16 protein-coding genes are annotated in these 16,480 nt (G+C 70.4%); 9 read left to right on the top strand and 7 right to left on the bottom strand.

The window, feature by feature from the left end; translation table 11 throughout:
- Nucleotides 1-29: 29 nt before the first annotated feature.
- A complete protein-coding gene (locus ACN6M5_RS15085; protein ID WP_085369676.1) occupies nucleotides 30-1,328 on the bottom strand; it encodes an MFS transporter in 1,299 nt (432 codons plus the stop codon).
- A 5-nt stretch (nucleotides 1,329-1,333) separates the two neighbouring features.
- A complete protein-coding gene (locus ACN6M5_RS15090) occupies nucleotides 1,334-1,765 on the bottom strand; it encodes a MarR family winged helix-turn-helix transcriptional regulator (protein ID WP_434951030.1) in 432 nt (143 codons plus the stop codon).
- A gap of 72 nt (nucleotides 1,766-1,837) precedes the next feature.
- Here ACN6M5_RS15090 and ACN6M5_RS15095 point away from each other — a divergent pair, with 72 nt between their 5' ends.
- From ACN6M5_RS15095 to ACN6M5_RS15125, 7 genes are all read left to right on the top strand, one after another.
- Nucleotides 1,838-2,683, top strand: a complete 846-nt coding sequence (locus ACN6M5_RS15095; RefSeq protein ID WP_434951032.1) for an alpha/beta fold hydrolase — start codon at nucleotides 1,838-1,840, stop codon at nucleotides 2,681-2,683.
- A 37-nt stretch (nucleotides 2,684-2,720) separates the two neighbouring features.
- Entirely contained in the window at nucleotides 2,721-3,770 is a 1,050-nt protein-coding gene (gene lplAB, locus ACN6M5_RS15100; RefSeq protein ID WP_434951034.1) for a lipoate-protein ligase LplAB, read from the top strand.
- Between the two features lie 194 nt (nucleotides 3,771-3,964).
- Nucleotides 3,965-6,187 carry an HtaA domain-containing protein gene (locus tag ACN6M5_RS15105; RefSeq protein WP_434951036.1) on the top strand — a complete coding sequence of 741 codons (2,223 nt, stop codon included), beginning with the start codon at nucleotides 3,965-3,967 and terminating at the stop codon, nucleotides 6,185-6,187.
- The gene (locus ACN6M5_RS15110) at nucleotides 6,184-7,341 is read left to right on the top strand and encodes a heme/hemin ABC transporter substrate-binding protein (protein ID WP_434951038.1); all 1,158 of its coding nucleotides are present in this window, start codon (nucleotides 6,184-6,186) and stop codon (nucleotides 7,339-7,341) included. The genes ACN6M5_RS15105 and ACN6M5_RS15110 overlap by 4 nt, the downstream gene beginning before the upstream one ends.
- Nucleotides 7,338-8,453 carry a FecCD family ABC transporter permease gene (locus tag ACN6M5_RS15115; protein WP_434951040.1) on the top strand — a complete coding sequence of 372 codons (1,116 nt, stop codon included), beginning with the start codon at nucleotides 7,338-7,340 and terminating at the stop codon, nucleotides 8,451-8,453. Before ACN6M5_RS15110 ends, ACN6M5_RS15115 begins: the two co-directional genes overlap by 4 nt.
- The gene (locus ACN6M5_RS15120) at nucleotides 8,450-9,274 is read left to right on the top strand and encodes a heme ABC transporter ATP-binding protein (RefSeq protein ID WP_434951042.1); all 825 of its coding nucleotides are present in this window, start codon (nucleotides 8,450-8,452) and stop codon (nucleotides 9,272-9,274) included. The genes ACN6M5_RS15115 and ACN6M5_RS15120 overlap by 4 nt, the downstream gene beginning before the upstream one ends.
- Before the next feature lie 10 nt (nucleotides 9,275-9,284).
- Nucleotides 9,285-9,599 carry a hypothetical protein gene (locus ACN6M5_RS15125; protein WP_168688398.1) on the top strand — a complete coding sequence of 105 codons (315 nt, stop codon included), beginning with the start codon at nucleotides 9,285-9,287 and terminating at the stop codon, nucleotides 9,597-9,599.
- On the opposite strand, the gene ACN6M5_RS15130 is transcribed toward ACN6M5_RS15125, so the two are convergent.
- Complete coding sequence (locus ACN6M5_RS15130) at nucleotides 9,559-9,843, bottom strand: GNAT family N-acetyltransferase (RefSeq protein ID WP_434951044.1); 285 nt, start codon at nucleotides 9,841-9,843, stop codon at nucleotides 9,559-9,561. The genes ACN6M5_RS15125 and ACN6M5_RS15130 overlap by 41 nt on opposite strands.
- A 66-nt stretch (nucleotides 9,844-9,909) precedes the next feature.
- Here ACN6M5_RS15130 and ACN6M5_RS15135 point away from each other — a divergent pair, with 66 nt between their 5' ends.
- Both ACN6M5_RS15135 and ACN6M5_RS15140 read left to right on the top strand, forming a co-directional pair.
- Nucleotides 9,910-10,812, top strand: coding sequence for a DNA-methyltransferase (locus tag ACN6M5_RS15135; protein ID WP_168688399.1), 903 nt, complete (start codon nucleotides 9,910-9,912; stop codon nucleotides 10,810-10,812).
- 116 nt (nucleotides 10,813-10,928) lie between these two features.
- Complete coding sequence (locus ACN6M5_RS15140) at nucleotides 10,929-11,756, top strand: phosphatase PAP2 family protein (RefSeq protein ID WP_434951047.1); 828 nt, start codon at nucleotides 10,929-10,931, stop codon at nucleotides 11,754-11,756.
- A gap of 23 nt (nucleotides 11,757-11,779) precedes the next feature.
- Here the strand turns inward: ACN6M5_RS15140 and ACN6M5_RS15145 are convergent, their stop codons facing one another.
- From ACN6M5_RS15145 to ACN6M5_RS15160, 4 genes are read right to left on the bottom strand one after another with little or no spacing between them, the layout of a single operon-like run.
- Nucleotides 11,780-12,802 (bottom strand): LacI family DNA-binding transcriptional regulator, encoded by a 1,023-nt coding sequence (locus ACN6M5_RS15145; RefSeq protein WP_085369656.1) that lies wholly within the window; start codon nucleotides 12,800-12,802, stop codon nucleotides 11,780-11,782.
- Nucleotides 12,803-12,806: 4 nt separating this feature from the next.
- Nucleotides 12,807-14,318, bottom strand: coding sequence for a GH1 family beta-glucosidase (locus ACN6M5_RS15150; RefSeq protein ID WP_434951049.1), 1,512 nt, complete (start codon nucleotides 14,316-14,318; stop codon nucleotides 12,807-12,809).
- 2 nt (nucleotides 14,319-14,320) lie between these two features.
- Nucleotides 14,321-15,247 (bottom strand): carbohydrate ABC transporter permease, encoded by a 927-nt coding sequence (locus ACN6M5_RS15155; protein WP_434951051.1) that lies wholly within the window; start codon nucleotides 15,245-15,247, stop codon nucleotides 14,321-14,323.
- Complete coding sequence (locus tag ACN6M5_RS15160) at nucleotides 15,244-16,419, bottom strand: carbohydrate ABC transporter permease (RefSeq protein ID WP_085369651.1); 1,176 nt, start codon at nucleotides 16,417-16,419, stop codon at nucleotides 15,244-15,246. Before ACN6M5_RS15160 ends, ACN6M5_RS15155 begins: the two co-directional genes overlap by 4 nt.
- Nucleotides 16,420-16,480 lie beyond the last annotated feature (61 nt).

Raw genomic sequence — 16,480 nt, forward strand, 5'->3', positions numbered from 1 at the left:
TGCTGGCATCTCGCGGCGGGCGCCGGGGGTCAGGATGCGCGGGCGGCGGTGGCCTCGGTGTCGGCGAGGTCCTCGCGGGCGACCTCGCGGGGCGAGAGGGTGAAGCGCGGGCGCCAGGCCGCGAAGCGGAGCCGCAGGTGGCGGTACTTGACCAGGTAGAACACGCCGACGATCGCCGCCGCGAAACCGGATGCTGCACCGACGCCCATCGCCCAGCGCGGGCCGAGCGTGTCGGCCACCCAGCCGACGATCGGGGCGCCGACCGGGGTGCCGCCCATGAAGATCGCCATGTAGATCGCCATCACGCGGCCGCGGAGTTTCGGGTCCGTGGTCATCTGCACCACGCCGTTGGCGGTGGTCATCAGGGTCTGCGAGGAGACGCCGATGACGATGAGCGCCACGGCGAACAGCCAGAAGTCGGGCATCACGGCGGCGAGGGCGCAGCCGAAGCCGAAGAACGCTGCCCCGGCGAAGAGCAGGGCGACGCGGGGACGCTCGCGGCGGGCGGAGAGCAGCGCACCCACCACGGAGCCGATCGCCATGATCGACGACAGCAGGCCGTACTCGCCCGCCCCGGCGTGGAACACCGACACCGACATCGTCGAGATGAAGATCGGGAAGTTGAGGCCGAAGGTGCCGATCAGGAACACCATCACCAGGATCACCATGATGTCCGGGCGGCGGCGCACGTACCGGAAGCCCTCGACCAGGCCGCCGCGCTGCTTCTTCGCACGCTCGGACCGGTACAGCTTCTCCACCCGCAGGAATTTCAGCGACAGCAGCACGGCTCCGAACGTCGCCGCGTTGATGAGGAACACCCATCCGGCGCCGACCACCGCGACCAGCAGGCCGGCGACGGCCGGACCGAGCAGCCGCGCCATGTTGAACGACGCGGAGTTGAGGGCCACCGCATTGGACAGGTTCGGCCCTGCCACGAGTTCGGACACGAACGTCTGCCTGGCCGGAGCATCGAAGGCGGCGACGCAGCCGAGCAGCAGCGCGAAGACGTAGACGTGCCACAGCTGCACCACCCCGGTCACGGTCAGGATGCCCAGCCCGAGGCCGAGCGTGCCCATCATCCCCTGGGTGGCCATGAGCAGCTTGCGGCGATCGAGGTGGTCTGCCGCCCATCCCGTGACGGGCAGGAGAAGCAGCTGCGGCCCGAACTGCAGCGCCATGACGAAGCCGACGGCGGCCGCGTTGTTGTGGGTGAGCTGGGTGAGGACGATCCAGTCCTGGGCCGTGCGCTGCATCCAGGTGCCGACGTTGGAGACGATCGCGCCGCCGGCCCAGATGCGATAGTTCACTCCGGAGAGCGAACGGAACATCGCACTCACGAATCGGCCAGCTCACGCAGGATGGCTGCGGCGTCCGCCAGTGTCGCGCGCTGCTCCGGCGTGAGGGTGCGGAGTCGCTTGTGCAGCCACGCATCCCGCCGCCGCCTGGTCTCCGCCACGAGGGCGAGGCCCTGCTCCGTGGGCACGACGACCACCTTGCGGCCGTCGTCGGCATCCGGGGTGCGGCGCACGTAGCCCGCCTCTTCGAGGCAGTTGATGGTGCGGTTCATCGACGGCGGCTTGACCCGCTCGTGGTCGCTGAGCTGCCCGATCGTGCCCGAACCTTCGCGCACCAGGAACGCGAGCGCCGAGGTCTGCGTGTCGCTCAGCTCGTCGTCCGCCTTCTCCGCGCGCAGCCGACGGGACAGGCGCGCCACCGCGATGCGGACGGCGGTGCTGAGGTCGTGGGTGGAGAGTCGCTGAGCCATACATCGTTAGCCTAACAAATTAGTCTTGCTAAATAAATCCCGTTCGCCTGCGGCGTGCGCCAGAATGGCGACGTGCCCACCTACGACGACGCCGCCGGCATCCCGATCACCTACGACGTGTATCCGGTCGATTCCCCCCGCGCGGTGGTCCAGGTCGCCCACGGTGTCGGCGAGCACGCCGGTCGATACCGGGAGCTCGCCGCGCACCTCAACGCCGACGGGTACACCGTCTACGCCGACGACCACCGCGGCCACGGCCGCACCGGCATGGCCCAGTGGAACGACCCGGAGAAGCTCGGGCACCTGGGGGTCGGCGGTCTGCGGGCCGCCGTGGATGCGCTGCACGCCTTCTCCGGGATCATCCGCGACCAGAACCCGGACCTCCCACTCGTGTTCTTCGGCCACAGCTGGGGCTCGCTGATGGGCCAGATGATCCTCAACAAACACAGCAGCGACTACGACGCCGCCGTGCTCTCCGGCACCGCATACCGGGTGCTCGGCTCGATGAACAGCGGCGACCTGAACAAGCGGCACGCCCACCTCGGCACCACCGGCGTCGAGTGGCTGAGCCGTGACCCCGCGGTCGCCCAGGCCTTCGTCGACGACCCACTGACCACGTCCGTCCCGCTGGCCAAGCTGTTCGGCCTGCTCGACGCCTCCCGGCTGCTCGGCCGCCCGGCCCGGTCTTTCCCGCGCGACCTGCCGCTGCTCATCCAGGTGGGTGGAGACGACCCGCTCGGCGGCGAGGCGAGCGCCCGCAGACTCGAGCAGGCATACCGGAAGCGGTCGGGGCTCACCGACGTGACCACCATCGTCTACCCGGGCGCCCGGCACGAGATCTACAACGAGACGAACAAGGCGGAGGTCATGGCCGACCTGACCGCCTGGCTGGATGCCCGCATCCCGTCCCGGGTGTAGCCGCTCGCTCGGCGCTGCGGCGATCTAGGCTGTAGTCATGCACGGTGAATACAAGGTTCCTGGTGGCAAGCTCGTCGTCGTCGACCTGGAGGTGATCGACGGCAAACTCGCGAACTTCCGCCTGGCCGGCGACTTCTTCCTCGAACCGGACACCGCGCTGGAGGCGATCGACAACGCGGTGAACGGCCTCCCCGCCGAGGCGGACGCCGCGACCATCGCCGCCGCCGTCCGCGGTGCGCTGCCCGAGGGCGCCACGCTGCTCGGGTTCTCGCCGGAGGGTGTCGCCGTCGCCGTGCGCCGTTCGCTCGCCCGCGCGACCAGCTGGCGAGACTACGACTGGCAGATCGTGCACTCCAAGGCCGTGCCTCCCGTGATGCAGATGGCGCTCGACGAGGTTCTCGCCACCGAGGTGGGGGAGGGCCGCCGCGGTCCGACCCTCCGTATCTGGGAGTGGGACGAGCCCGCCGTGGTCATCGGCAGCTTCCAGTCGGTCAAGAACGAAGTGGATGCGGAGAACGCCGAGAAGTACGGCTTCGACGTGGTGCGCCGCATCTCCGGCGGGGGCGCGATGTTCATGGAGGCCGGCTCGGTGGTCACCTATTCGATCTACGCGCCCGCCGACCTGGTGCAGGGGATGAGCTTCGCCGACAGCTACGCGTTCCTCGACGAGTGGGCGATCGTCGCCCTCAAGTCGCTCGGCATCGACGCGTTCTACCAGCCGCTGAACGACATCACGAGCCCGAAGGGCAAGATCGGCGGGGCGGCGCAGAAGCGTCTCGGCTCCGGCGCCGTGCTGCACCACGTGACCATGAGCTACGACATGGACGGCCAGAAGATGACCGAGGTGCTGCGCATCGGCCGCGAGAAGATCAGCGACAAGGGCATCACCAGCGCCGCGAAGCGCGTCGACCCCCTGCGCAGCCAGACCGGCATGACCCGCGCCGAGATCATCGAGCGCATGAAGCAGACCTTCACGCAGCTCTACGGCGCCACCCCCGGCGACATCACTCCGGAGGAGTACGCCGCCGCCGAGAAGCTGGTCGCCGAGAAGTTCGGCACCCCGGAGTGGCTGTACCGCGTGCCGTAGCCCTCTCGCGCCCCGTGCATCCATCGAGCCCAGGCTTTTTCGTCGTCGTCTTGCGAGGAAAAACCCTGGGCTCGATTGCGTTCGGAGCGGCGCTCTTGTTAGGTTAGGCAAAGCTTAGTTAGCTAAGCCTTACCTAACCACACCATTCAGAGTCCAGCGGGTCGGCGGTGTGCCGACCCGCTCACAGGAGCGCCATGAGATCGATGAGTTCCCCGCCCACAGCCGCCACGGCACCGGCCAGAGCACGCGGCACGCGTCTGCTCGCCGCCCTGGTCGCGACCGCCCTGGCGACGCTCGGCGTCACCGCCGTCGCCACCCCGGCCCACGCGGCTGGGCCGGCGGTCTCCGCCCAGCAGGTCCCGGCAGCGGGCGGCACGATCACGCTCAGCGGCAGCGGCTTCACCCCGAGCACGCAGGGCATCTACCTGGGCGTCGGCCCGGCCGGACTGCCCGGCTTCTACCTCGGAGCGAGCAGCCTGCTCAGCAGTGAGACGGTCTGGATCGCGCCGGGCAACGTCGACGGCACCAGCCCGTCCGGCCGCACGGCGCCGATGAACGCGGACGGCACGTTCTCCGTCACGGTCACCGTCCCCGCCGCCAGCGCATCCGTCCCGGCGTACGCGGTCTACACCTCCAAGGGCCACGGCCAGGGGATGAGCGACACCAGCCAGAACTCGATCACCCCGCTGGTCTACGCTCCCGCCCCGCCCGCCTCCACCACGCTCGCGCTGGCATCGAGCGCCGCCAGCGTCACGGACGGCTCGCCCGTGACCGTCACGGCGACGGTCAGCCCGGCCGCCGCGGGCCTCGTCACCTTCACCGATGGTGCGACGACGCTGGGGACGGCGACCGTCTCCGGCGCCACCGCGGCTCTCACGACGAGCGGCCTCGCGGTCGGCTCGCACGCGATCGCCGCGTCGTTCGCCCCGTCCGACGCCACCGCCTTCGCCGCATCCACCGCCTCGGCCGTGAGCGTGACGGTCACCGCCGTCGGCGCGCCCGCCCCCGCATCCGTCACCGTCGCCCCGGCCACCGGGCTCGACCCCGCCGGCGCATCCATCACCGTCACGGGCGCGGGCTTCGCCGCGACCGGCGGAGCCGTGCCTGGTGTCTACGTCGGCGTCGGACCCAAGTCGGCCGCGAACGAGCCGGCCTGGAACCTCACCGCCTCGCTCTTCCAGGGCGTCGCGTGGGTGCGCACGATCGGAGCGGACGGCGCGTTCACCACCACACTGAGCGGGATCGCGCAGGACTTCACCTCGAACGGCCGCCAGGTCGATTGCTCCACCGAGGAGTGCGGCGTGTACACCTTCGCCGCGCACGGCTCGGCCGACCGCAGCCAGGACACGTACACGCCGATCGCGTTCGCCGTCCCCGCCGTGACGCCTGTCGCCACCACCCTCAGCCTCACCACCTCTTCGGTCAGCTCGGCCGCGGGCGCCGGTGTGGATGTGACCGTCACCGTCTCGCCGAAGGCCGAAGGCACCGTGAGCATCCTCGACGGAGGCACCGTGGTCGCGCGCAACCTCGTGCTCCGCGACGGCCAGGCCACCACCCGCATCTCCACCCTTCCCCAGGGCGAGCGCACGCTGTCGGCCACGTTCACCCCGGCCGACCCCTCCGCATTCGCCGGCTCGACGGCCGCTCCGGTCTCGCACACCGTCACGGCGCCGCCGGTGGTCACCCCGCCCGTCGACCCTGCCGTCCCCGCTGTCGTGACCGCACCCACCGCGGTCGCAGAGCCGGTCTGCGTCGCCCGCTCGATCGACGACGCGACCATGAGCTGGGGCCTCAAGTCGAGCTTCCGCACCTACATCTCCGGCGGAATCGCGAACGGATCGTGGACCCTCTCCGGCGTGACGTACGCCGACGGCCGGTTCGGCTGGTCGAACGGCTCCGGCAGCTACAACACCGAGGACGAGAAGGGCATCGCGCGCTTCCCCGGCAGCGTCTCGTTCTCCGGTCACGGCGGCGTCCTCAGCCTCGTGCTCTCCAACATCGCCCTCCGCGTGACGGGGCCGGACTCGGCCACCATCGTCGCCGACGTGCACTCGACCGACATGGGAGGCGCCGCCAGCGACCATTCCGGGATCGCGTTCGCCTCCGTCGCGCTGAACGGAGGAGCATCCGGCTCCCGGGTGACCGCGACGGACGCTCCCGTCACGCTCACCGCGGCAGGCGCATCCGCGTTCGCCGGGTTCTACGAGGCTGGCACCGCGCTCGACCCCGTCTCGTTCAGCCTGCCGCTCGGCGCATCCGTCGCCTGCGACAGCGCGACAGCGTCCAGCCTCGCCACCACCGGCGGAGGAGATGCCGGCGGCTGGCCGCTGCTCGGCGGCCTGATGGTCCTGGTCGGGATCGCGGCGGTCGTCGCCGTGCGGCGCCGCGCATCCACCCAGGCGGTGGCGCAGGCGTGACCTCCAGCACCGAAGCACCCGTGGGCGGGGCCGTCGGCTCCGCCCACGGGCGTCGGCGGCCGTCGCGGTCCGCCCGCCTCCTGCGGCTGGCCGCCGTCGTCTCCGTGGTCGCGACGCTCTCGGGATGCGGCGCGACGGCGGCGACGTCGGCGACATCACCAGCGCCGAGCACCACGGCCACGGCACGGGATGCGCGGAGCGGCCTCGCCGACCCGCGCACCATCACCGGCCCGTCGACCGCCGCGCCCGTCGCCGACGTCGTGCCGATCACCACCGCGCCGAAGCCGACGCTGCCCGTGACGGTCGACGACGCCTCCGGCACCAGGGTCACGGTCGCAGACACCAGCCGCATCCTGGCCCTGGACGTCTACGGCACCCTCGCAGAGACGGTCGTGGGCCTGGGGCTCGGCGATGCGCTCGTCGGCCGGGGAGCCTCGAACACGCTCGGGGTGATGTCGAAACTGCCGCTGGTGACCCAGAACGGGCACGAGCTCAACGGCGAGGCGATCCTCGCGCTGCACCCGACGCTGGTGCTCACGGACACGACGCTCGGGCCGCGCGACGTGCAGGACCAGCTCCGCGCATCCGGGGTCACCGTCGTGTTCTTCGACGCGGAACGCAGCATCGGCGCCATCGGCTCGCAGATCGAGACGGTCGCTCACGCTGTCGGGCTCGACGCGGACGGCAAGCGGCTCGCCGCTCGCGTGGCGGGCGACCTCGCGGCGGCCAAGAAGACCATCGCGGAGATGGCGCCGACCGGCGACGACCGGCTGCGTGCGGCCATGCTCTACGTGCGCGGCCGCGCTGGAGTGTTCTTCCTGTTCGGGAAGGGGATGGGCGCCGACGACCTGATCGGAGCTCTCGGCGCCGTCGACGTGGCGACCGAGGCGGGCATCACGGGCGCGAAGCCCGCCAACAGCGAGGCGCTGCTGGCGACGAACCCGGATGTGTTCCTCATGATGACGGACGGCCTCGCCTCCACGGGCGGCGTCGACGGTCTGCTGCAGCGGCCGGGCGTCGCGGACACGGCGGCCGGACAGCACCGCAGGATCGTGGACATGAACGACGGGCAGCTGCTGTCGTTCGGCCCGACGACGCCCGCGGTGCTGCTGTCGCTCGCCGACGCGCTGTACCGGCCGGGGGCCGGCAGGTGACGAGTGTCGAGGCCGCCACCCACCCCCGGCAGCGGCAGCGCGCTGAGCAGGGCCAGCGTCTCAGCGCCGTCACCCGCGCGCGCCGCCGCCGCGTCCCCGTGCTCGTCGCCCTCGTGGTGCTGCTCGCCGCCGCCGTGCTGCTCTCGTCCGCCGTCGGCCAGTTCGCGCTCTCTCCCGCCGAGATCGTCGCATCCATCGGCCGCCGCATCGGCATCGGACCTGCGGCGAGCGGGGCGGCGACCTACGCGGACGGCGCACTGTGGAACATCCGGTTCCCGCGGGTGGCGCTCGGGATCGTCGTCGGTGCTGCGCTCGGCGTGGCCGGCGCGCTGATGCAGGGCGTCTTCGCCAACCCGCTGGCCGAGCCGGCCGTCGTCGGGGTCTCCGCCGGCTGCGCCGTCGGAGCCTGCGCCGTGATCGTCTTGGACCTGCAGCAGCTCGGCCCGGCGAGCATCCCGCTCGCCGCCTTCATCATGGGCGTGCTGACCACCGTGCTCGTCTACCTGCTCTCCCGCGCCCGAGGCCGCACCCAGGTGCTGATGCTCGTGCTCACCGGCATCGCGATCAATGCCGTGGCGAACGCGATCATCGCCTTCCTGGTCTTCCAGGCGGACACCGCCAGCCGCGAGCAGATCATGTTCTGGCAGCTCGGTTCTCTCAACGGAGCCACCTGGGCGGCCGTCGCCGTCACCGCGCCCCTGCTGGTCGTCGGGGTGGGCTGCGCGTGGCTGCTGGCCAGGCGACTGGATGCGCTCGCGCTCGGCGAACGCAGCGCCAGGCACCTCGGCGTCCCGGTGGAGCGGGTGCGGCTGGTGGCGATCCTCCTGGTGGCGCTGCTCACCGCCGTCGCCGTGTCATTCGCGGGGATCATCGCGTTCGTCGGCCTGATCATCCCGCACCTGCTGCGGCTGCTGATCGGCCCTGCGCACGCCGCACTCATCCCGGCCAGCGCCCTCGGCGGCGCCCTGCTGATCAGCGCGGCCGACCTCGCCGCACGCACGGTCGTGCCGTTCGCCGACCTGCCGATCGGGATGTTCACGGCCCTCGTCGGCGGCCCGGTCTTCTTTGTGCTGCTCCGGCGCACCATCGCCGCCAAGGAGGGAGCAGCGTGAGCGCCGACCTGCGCGGCGTCAGCCTCACCGTGGACGGCAGGGCGCTGCTGTCCGACGTGGATCTCGCGGTGCGCCCCGGCGAACTCGTCGCCCTCATCGGCCCGAACGGCGCAGGCAAGTCGACGGCGCTCTCCGTGCTGGCGGGCGACGTGACGCCGGACGCCGGAACGGCGACCATCGACGGACGGCCGCTGGCGCGCATCCGGGTGCAGGAGCTCGGCCGCCTGCGCAGCGTGCTGCTGCAGCAGAAGGGGGTGTCGTTCTCCTACCCGGTGCGCGAGGTCGTCGCAATGGGGCGGATGCCGTGGTCACGTCTCCCGTCGGACGGCGCAGACGCCACCGACGACGAGATCGTCGCCGCCGCGCTCGCCAGCACAGACACGGCCCACCTCGCCGACCGGGATGTGACCACCCTCTCCGGCGGAGAACTCGCCCGCGTCTCCCTCGCCAGGGTGCTCGCCCAGCGCTGCCGCGTCGTGCTCCTCGACGAACCGACGGACGCGCTCGACATCGGCCACCAGGAGCAGGTGCTCGCGCTCGCCGCCGGCCTGGCGGCGGACGGCGCCGCCGTGCTCGCCGTGCTGCACGACCTGAACCTCGCCGCGGCGTACGCGGACAGGGTCGTGCTGCTCGCCGACGGCCGTGTGGTCGCGGACGGAGCCCCGCGCGACGTCCTCACCGGCGAGCGGCTGAGCGCTGTCTACGGGCACCCGGTCGAGACCGTCGACCACCCGGTGACCGGCGCGCTGCTCGTGCTGCCGGTGCGCGCATCCACTGCTGTTCGCCCCCGGATGGGGGACATTCTCAGTGCTTTCGGGTAGCCTGACCGGCGTGAACTGGTGGATCGTCGGCGCGGTGGTGGCCGCAGTGGTGCTCGTTGTCGTGGCGTCGAGGCTCGGCTGGATCGACTTCTCCGACAAGACGAAGACGTCGGGAGGGTCGTCGAGCAGCATCGTCGGCATCGGCGACGAGGTGTTCGCGCCGACCCGTCACGAGGCTCAGGTCGAGCTCGACCGGCAGTCCATGCTCCCCGCTCCCGCCCCGCTGCCCGGCGACGGGGACAAGGGCATCTGGGAGGGCGGCACGATCCGGATCGATGTGCCGTCTAGCGCGACTGCAGGTCCTGATACCCGGGATGCTCCCTGAGCCAGTGCCGCACGTACGGGCACGTCGCGACCACGCGCAGGTCGGTGTTCGCGCGCACGTCGTCGAGCGCTTCCTGCACCAGCGTCGACGCCATCCCCTTCTCCCGCTTCTCCTCGTCGATCACGGTGTGCGTGAACACGATCGCGTCGTCGCGCAGGTCGTACTCGGCGACGCCGATCTGCTCTCCGTCCTTGACGAGCACGTAACGGGAGGACTCCGGCTGCTTCACCACGGTGAGACTCATCCCGCCAGGCTAACCCCGACGGGCGACGCGGCGGCGACCCGGCGCACACACTGCGAGAATGGTGGAATGCAGGACGACGCCACCGCGGATGCGGCCCTCCCTCCCGTGGCCTGGCATCCGGATGCGCCGAGCACCGTCGTGCACGCCGACAACCTCGACATCGTGGCCGCCCTGCCGGACGAGTCGTTCACCCTCATCTACCTCGACCCGCCGTTCAACACCGGCCGGTCGCAGACCAGGCGGAGCACCACGTCGGTGCGGTCGGCGGGCGGCGCGGGCAGCGTCACCGGGTTCAAAGGGCGCAGCTACGAGCGCATCAAAGGCGACCTGCTGCGCTACGACGACCGTTTCGACGACTACTGGTCGTTCCTCGAGCCGCGCCTGATCGAGGCGTGGCGCATCCTCGCCGACCACGGCACGCTCTACCTGCACCTCGACTACCGCGAAGCCCACTACGCCAAGGTGTTGCTGGATGCGCTGTTCGGCCGCGAATCGTTCCTCAACGAGATCGTCTGGGCCTACGACTACGGCGCGAAGTCGAAGAACAAGTGGCCGACCAAGCACGACACGATCCTGGTCTACGTGAAGAACCCCGCAGGCTACTTCTTCGACTCGTCGGCGGTCGACAGGGAGCCGTACATGGCGCCCGGCCTGGTGACGGCGGAGAAGGCGGAGCTGGGCAAGCTGCCGACGGACGTGTGGTGGCACACCATCGTCTCGCCGACCGGCCGCGAGAAGACCGGGTACCCCACCCAGAAGCCGGAAGGCATCCTCCGCCGCATCGTGCAGGCGTCGAGCCGCGAAGGCGACTGGGTGCTCGACTTCTTCGCGGGAAGTGGGACGACCGGAGCGGTTGCCGCCGCCCTCGGCCGACGGTTCCTGCTGGTCGACAGCAACCCGGACGCGATCGGCGTGATGCGGGCGCGGTTCGCCGCCGCGGAGCCCGCCGTGCGGTTCGTGGAGGGGTAGCGGGCGCGCATCCACTGTCCGTCGACGGATTCCTGACGCGATTCCCGACACGATTCCAGACACCCCGGAGCACCCGCCCGGAGAACACCAAGAACGGTATGGGAGGCTGGGGCACTATGCGAACCGCGCTCCGCCCTCTGCCCTTCGTCTGGGGTGCGCTGGGCACGGCCGTGGTGTTCGCCCTCATCTACCTGGTGTTCGTGCAGAGCTACATGGGCCAGGTCATCGACGAACGCGCCTTCGCGGGGGCCGACGCGTGGAAGGGCGACCTGATCGAGTTCGCCCACACCTTCCTCAACGCGCTGCCGGCCGCCTCGGTCATCCTGGGCTGTATCGCCGCCCTCGCGATCGTGGCGTTCCGCCGCAACTGGGCGGTCTTCTTCGTGGCCGTCGCAGCAGCGGCACTCGCCAACGGCAGCACCCAGCTGCTCAAATACACGGTGCTCAGCCGCCCGTCGAAAGGCGTGGACGTCGGCCTCGCCAACTCCCTGCCGTCCGGGCACACCACCGTCGCTGCGTCGGCGGCGCTCGTCGTCTTCCTCGTCGCATCCCCGCGCTTCCGTCCGCTGGCCGCGGTGATCGGCTCGATCTTCACGATCGCGGCAGGCGCATCCACGCTGGTGGAGCAGTGGCACCGGCCGAGCGACGTGGTCGCCGGGATGCTCGTGGTGGCATTCTGGGGCTGCATCGCCGGCCTGCTCTACTCCTGGCTGCGCGTGCCCACCGCCCAACGCCCGGTGCGCACGAAACTGTGGGCCCTGCTCTGGATCGCGGTGGTCTGCGCCGTCGGAGCGGTCGCGGCGCTGCTGGTGACGTACTTCTCCGCGCAGGACGGGGCGAGCCAGCATTTGTTCGTGGCGTACGCCGGGGGTGTTGCGGCGATCGTGGCGACGGGGTTCGTGCTCGCGGTGCTGGGGAACCGGGTGTTCCGGGCGCTGGGGTAGCGCGGGGACCGGCCGCCTCACCACTACGAGCTCTGCCGCACCACCAGCTCCGTGGGCAGCAGCGTCACCCTGTCCACCGGTTCGCCTTCGATACGGCGCACCAGCACCTCCGCCATCGTCTCGCCGAGCCCGACAGACGGCTGGTGCACGGTGGTCAGGGGCGGCGTCGCCGTGAGGCCGAAGTAGTCGTCGTCGTAGCCGACGACCGCGATGTCGCCCGGGATGCTCAGGCCGGACTCCAGGATCGCCGAGTATGCGCCGGCCGCCATCTGGTCGTTGGCGGCGAACAGGCCGTCGATCGGCACGCCGCGGGCGAGGAGGCGGCGCATCGCTTCCATGCCGGACATGGGGGAGAAGTCGCCGTACTCGACCAGGGACGTGTCGAGGCCGTGCGCATCCATCGCCCTGTGCCAGCCGGTGAAGCGGTCGAGGCCGGCGGGCATGTCCTGGGGGCCCGTGATGAGGGCGATGTTGCGGCGGCCGCGCTCGATCAGGTGCTCGGTCGCGCCCGCCGCTCCCGCGACGTTGTCGACGTCGACGAAGGAGGCGTTGTGCTCGGTCTCGCTCACCGGGCGGCCGCCGTAGACGATCGGCAGTGTCGAGCCGAGTTGCGCGTACGAGTGGTCGCCGGAGTGGTGGGAGACGACGAGGGCGCCGTCGACGTTGCCGCCCATCAGGTACCGCCTGGTCTTGTCGGGGTTCAGCTCCGACGAGATCACCATGTTGAGCGTGTACTCCGTGTCGGCCAGGTGCAGGGCGACGCCCTGGACGATGGATGCGAAGAACGGGTCGGCGAAGACCTTCGCCGTCGACTCCGGCACGACCAGGGCGATCACCTGCGTGCGACGGGATGCGAGGGAGCGGGCGGCGCGGTTCGGCACGTAGTTGAGGTCGGCGATGGCCTTGGTGACCGCCTCCGTCACCTCGGGTGTGACCTTCGTGGAACCGTTCACGACGCGGGACACGGTGGCGCGCGAGACTCCCGCACGCGCCGCCACCGCTTCGAGGGTGGGAACGGCGCGACCGTCCACCTGCTCCGACGTCATCGGGTCACCTTTCTACCGCAAGACCCATGCTAGAGCCGACGGGCTCGGCGGAGCGGCTGGGCGTGGCGGCCGTGCTCCGTGCCTCCGCGATCAGCCGGGCGAACGCGTGACCGGACTCCTTCACGGTACGCCCCTGCGTCTCGTAGTCCACCCGCACGATCCCGAAGCGCTTCTCGTATCCCCAGGCCCACTCGAAGTTGTCGAGGAACGACCACACGAAGTAGCCGCGCACGTCGGCACCCTCCGCGATGGCGGAGCGGACGGCATCCACGTGAGCGAGGATGTACGCCTCGCGTTCCGTGTCGTGGATGCGTCCGTCGTCAGCGACCGTGTCGTTGTACGCCGCGCCGTTCTCGGTGATGTAGAGCGGCGGAAGGGCCGGGTACTCCTGGCCGAGCCGGACGAGCAGGGTGCGCAGCCCGTCCGGGTTGACCTCCCAGCCCATCGCCGTCTGCGGCAGGTGGCGCGACGGGAACGTCACGTACTCGCTGCCGACGAACGGCGACGACTTCGGCCGGTCCGTCGGCGTGAGGCCGGGGACCGCATCCGCCGGCAGTGGATGCCCGGAGACGTTGTCGTCGTGGTAGTGGTTCACGCCGAGGAAGTCGATCGGCTGCGCGATGGTGGCGAGGTCGCCGTCGTGCACCAGCTCCTCGAAACGGTGCTCGCGGAGGTCGTCGAGCACGTCGTCCGGGTAGCTGCCGAGGAGCAGCGGCTCGAGGAACATCCTGTTCCACAGGCCGTCGATCCTGCGGGCGGCCTCGCGGTCCGTCGGGTCGGACGGGTCGTTCGGCACGGCGTTGGTGAGGTTGAGCGTGATGCCGACGCGCAGCGCGGCGGCGGAGGCGGCGGCGGAGGAGGCTGTGCCGGGCGCGCCCGCCGCATCCCGCAGCGTCTGCACCGCGAGCCCGTGTGCGAGGTGCTGGTGGTGCAGCGCCGCCAGTGCCGCGCGCGGCTCCCGACGACCGGGAGCGTGCTCACCGGCCGCGTACGCGATCAGCGACGAGCACAGCGGCTCGTTGAACGTGGTCCAGTGGCTCACCCGGTCGCCGAGAGCGTCGTAGACCGCCCCAGCATAGTCACGGAAACGGTACGCCGTGTCGCGGTTCGCCCAGCCGCCCGCGTCTTCGAGCGTCTGCGGCAGATCCCAGTGGTAGAGCGTGAGCCACGGCAGGATGTCCGCATCCAGCAGCTCGTCGACCAGGCGACTGTAGAAGTCGAGCCCCGCGCGATTCACGAAGCGGTCGCCCGGCTTCACGCGCGCCCACGAGATCGAGAACCGGTACGACTGCAGGCCGAGCTGCTTCATCAGCGCGACGTCGGCCGGCATCCGGTGGTAGTGGTCGACGGCGACCTCGGGGGTGTCCCCGCCGGCGACGGCATCCGGGATGCGCGCGAAGTGGTCCCAGATGGAGTCCTCTTTGCCGTCCTCGTGCGCTGCGCCCTCGATCTGGGCAGCGGCGGTCGCCGACCCCCACAGAAAACCAGCAGGCCAGTCGGTGGTCTGGAAGGTCATTCTTAGCCTTTCACCGCGCCGGCCATGATGCCGGAGACCAGCTGCTTGCCGGCGAGCACGAAGAGGATGAGCAGGGGGATGGTGGCCATGACGGCGCCGGCGAGCACGATCGAGTAGTCGACGTACTTGGCCGACTGCAGCTGGCTCAGCGCGACCTGCAGGGTCGGGTTCTGCGGCACGACGAGCAGCGGCCACAGGTAGTCCGTCCACGCGGTCATGAAGGTGAACAGGCCGAGGATCGCCATCGCGGGACGCGCGGCGGGGACGCCGACGTGCCAGAACGTGCGGATCATGTTGGCGCCGTCGACGCGTGCGGCCTCGATCAGCTCCTCCGGGATCACGTCCACCAGGTACTGACGCATGAAGAACACGCCGAACGCGGTCACCAGGGTCGGGATGATGACCGCGCCCAGGGTGCCCGTCCAGCCGAACTGCTTCATCACCATGAACAGCGGGATGATGCCCAGCTGGGTCGGCACGGCGAGGGTCGCGATGACGAACACCATCAGCCCCTCGCGACCGCGGAACTTCAGCTTCGCGAACGCGTAGCCGGCGAGCGTCGAGAACCCGACCACCGAGATGGTGATGATGCTCGCGACGATGAGCGAGTTGCCGAGAGCCAGCCAGAACGGCACGGTGTCGAGCACCTGTGCGACGTTGGTCCAGAACTGTCCGCCGGGAAGCAGAGGAGGGTATGTGGAGGTGAGCACGCTGCTCGGGCTCGACCCGGCGACGACGGACCACCACAGCGGGTAGACGCCGCCGATGAACACGACGATCAGCAGGCCGTAGGTGAGAAAACCGGGGCGGCGGTCGATGCCGAGCGCGCGGCGCTTCGGCGCCCGGCCCTTCTGCGTGCCGGCCTTCGGCGCTGCCGCCCGGGGCGAGCGCTGCTCTGCCTGGCCGTTGCGGTCGACGGTGGCGGTCATGATCTCTTCTCCTCGCTTGCGGCGACCAGGGCGAGGTCGCCCTCGGTGGCCGTGTCGTCACTGTTCCCACTGCCCGCGTCACCCGCCCCCGCCGTGGCGCGTGAAGCCGCCAGCCGACGTGCGGTGCGTTTGGCGCCCATCCGGGCCTCTGTGGATGCGATGCGCCGGGAAATGAGGAAGTTCAGCACCCCGAACGCGACGATGATGATGAACAGCAGCCAGGCGATGGCCGATGCCTTGCCGAAGTTCTGGCGGTTGAACGCCATGTCCCACAGGTAGAGGACGGTGGTCTGGTACTGCCGCTGCGGTCCGCCCGGCACGGCGCTGGACGGGTTGAACAGCTTCGGTTCCGTGAAGATCTGCAGGCCGCCGATGGTGGCCGTGACGATGACGAAGATCATCGTGGGCCGGATGCTCGGCAGGGTGATCGAGAAGAAGCGGCGGAACGCGCCCGCGCCGTCGAGCGCGGCCGACTCGTGGATGTCGCGCGGCACGGCCTGCATTGCGGCGAGCAGGATCAGCGCGTTGTAGCCGGTCCAGCGCCAGTTGACCATGGATGCGATGGCGACGTGCGCGGGGAACGTCTCGGTCTTCCAGTTGATCGGGGAGAGGTGCACGGACTGCAGCAGGTTGTTGATCAGGCCGTACTTCTCGTCGAAGGCGCTGGAGAAGATGAGGGTGACAGCGACGGGCGTGACGACGTACGGGATGAGGACGCTCATCCGCCAGAACGTCTTGGCCCGGATGTTCTGGTCCAGGATCGCGGCGATCAGCACGGCGCCGATCAGCTGCGGGATCGCGGACAGCAGGAAGATGCTGAGGGTGTTGAACAGCGAGTTCCAGAAGAACGGGTCGCTCAGCTCGGCGACGTAGTTGCCGAGGCCGACCCACTCGCCGGGGCCGGTGAGGAGGTTCCACTTGTTCAGCGACACGACGAACGTGTAGACGAGCGGGAACAGTCCGACCAGGCCGAACAGCACGAAGAACGGTGCGATGTAGAAGTAGGGGGACGCCTTGACGTCGAAGCGGCTCAGCTTCTGACGCGGGGTCAGGGCGCGGCGCGCATCCCGATCCTGCTTGCGGCGGTCGCTGCGGTCGGTGCGGTCTGTGCGGTCGGCGGCGCCTGTGCCATCGGCGTCGGCCGCGGTGGGCGGTGTTGTCACGGAGGTCATGCGCTGGTTCTCCCCAGGGTGCGGGCCCCCGCCGCCTGCGCGGCGGGGGCCCGGTCGGTGC

This window comes from Leifsonia araucanica (genome assembly GCF_051161895.1).
Taxonomy (GTDB): Bacteria; Actinomycetota; Actinomycetes; order Actinomycetales; family Microbacteriaceae; genus Leifsonia.

Bases quoted from the DNA above. Each gene is read 5' to 3' on its own strand.
- ACN6M5_RS15090 (WP_434951030.1), bottom strand. From the start codon at position 1,765: ATGGCTCAGCGACTCTCCACCCACGACCTCAGCACCGCCGTCCGCATC.
- ACN6M5_RS15105 (WP_434951036.1), top strand. From the start codon at position 3,965: ATGAGATCGATGAGTTCCCCGCCCACAGCCGCCACGGCACCGGCCAGA.
- ACN6M5_RS15150 (WP_434951049.1), bottom strand. From the start codon at position 14,318: ATGACCTTCCAGACCACCGACTGGCCTGCTGGTTTTCTGTGGGGGTCG.
- ACN6M5_RS15140 (WP_434951047.1), top strand. From the start codon at position 10,929: ATGCGAACCGCGCTCCGCCCTCTGCCCTTCGTCTGGGGTGCGCTGGGC.
- ACN6M5_RS15135 (WP_168688399.1), top strand. From the start codon at position 9,910: ATGCAGGACGACGCCACCGCGGATGCGGCCCTCCCTCCCGTGGCCTGG.
- ACN6M5_RS15085 (WP_085369676.1), bottom strand. From the start codon at position 1,328: ATGTTCCGTTCGCTCTCCGGAGTGAACTATCGCATCTGGGCCGGCGGC.
- ACN6M5_RS15130 (WP_434951044.1), bottom strand. From the start codon at position 9,843: ATGAGTCTCACCGTGGTGAAGCAGCCGGAGTCCTCCCGTTACGTGCTC.
- ACN6M5_RS15160 (WP_085369651.1), bottom strand. From the start codon at position 16,419: ATGACCTCCGTGACAACACCGCCCACCGCGGCCGACGCCGATGGCACA.
- ACN6M5_RS15155 (WP_434951051.1), bottom strand. From the start codon at position 15,247: ATGACCGCCACCGTCGACCGCAACGGCCAGGCAGAGCAGCGCTCGCCC.
- lplAB (WP_434951034.1), top strand. From the start codon at position 2,721: ATGCACGGTGAATACAAGGTTCCTGGTGGCAAGCTCGTCGTCGTCGAC.
- ACN6M5_RS15145 (WP_085369656.1), bottom strand. From the start codon at position 12,802: ATGACGTCGGAGCAGGTGGACGGTCGCGCCGTTCCCACCCTCGAAGCG.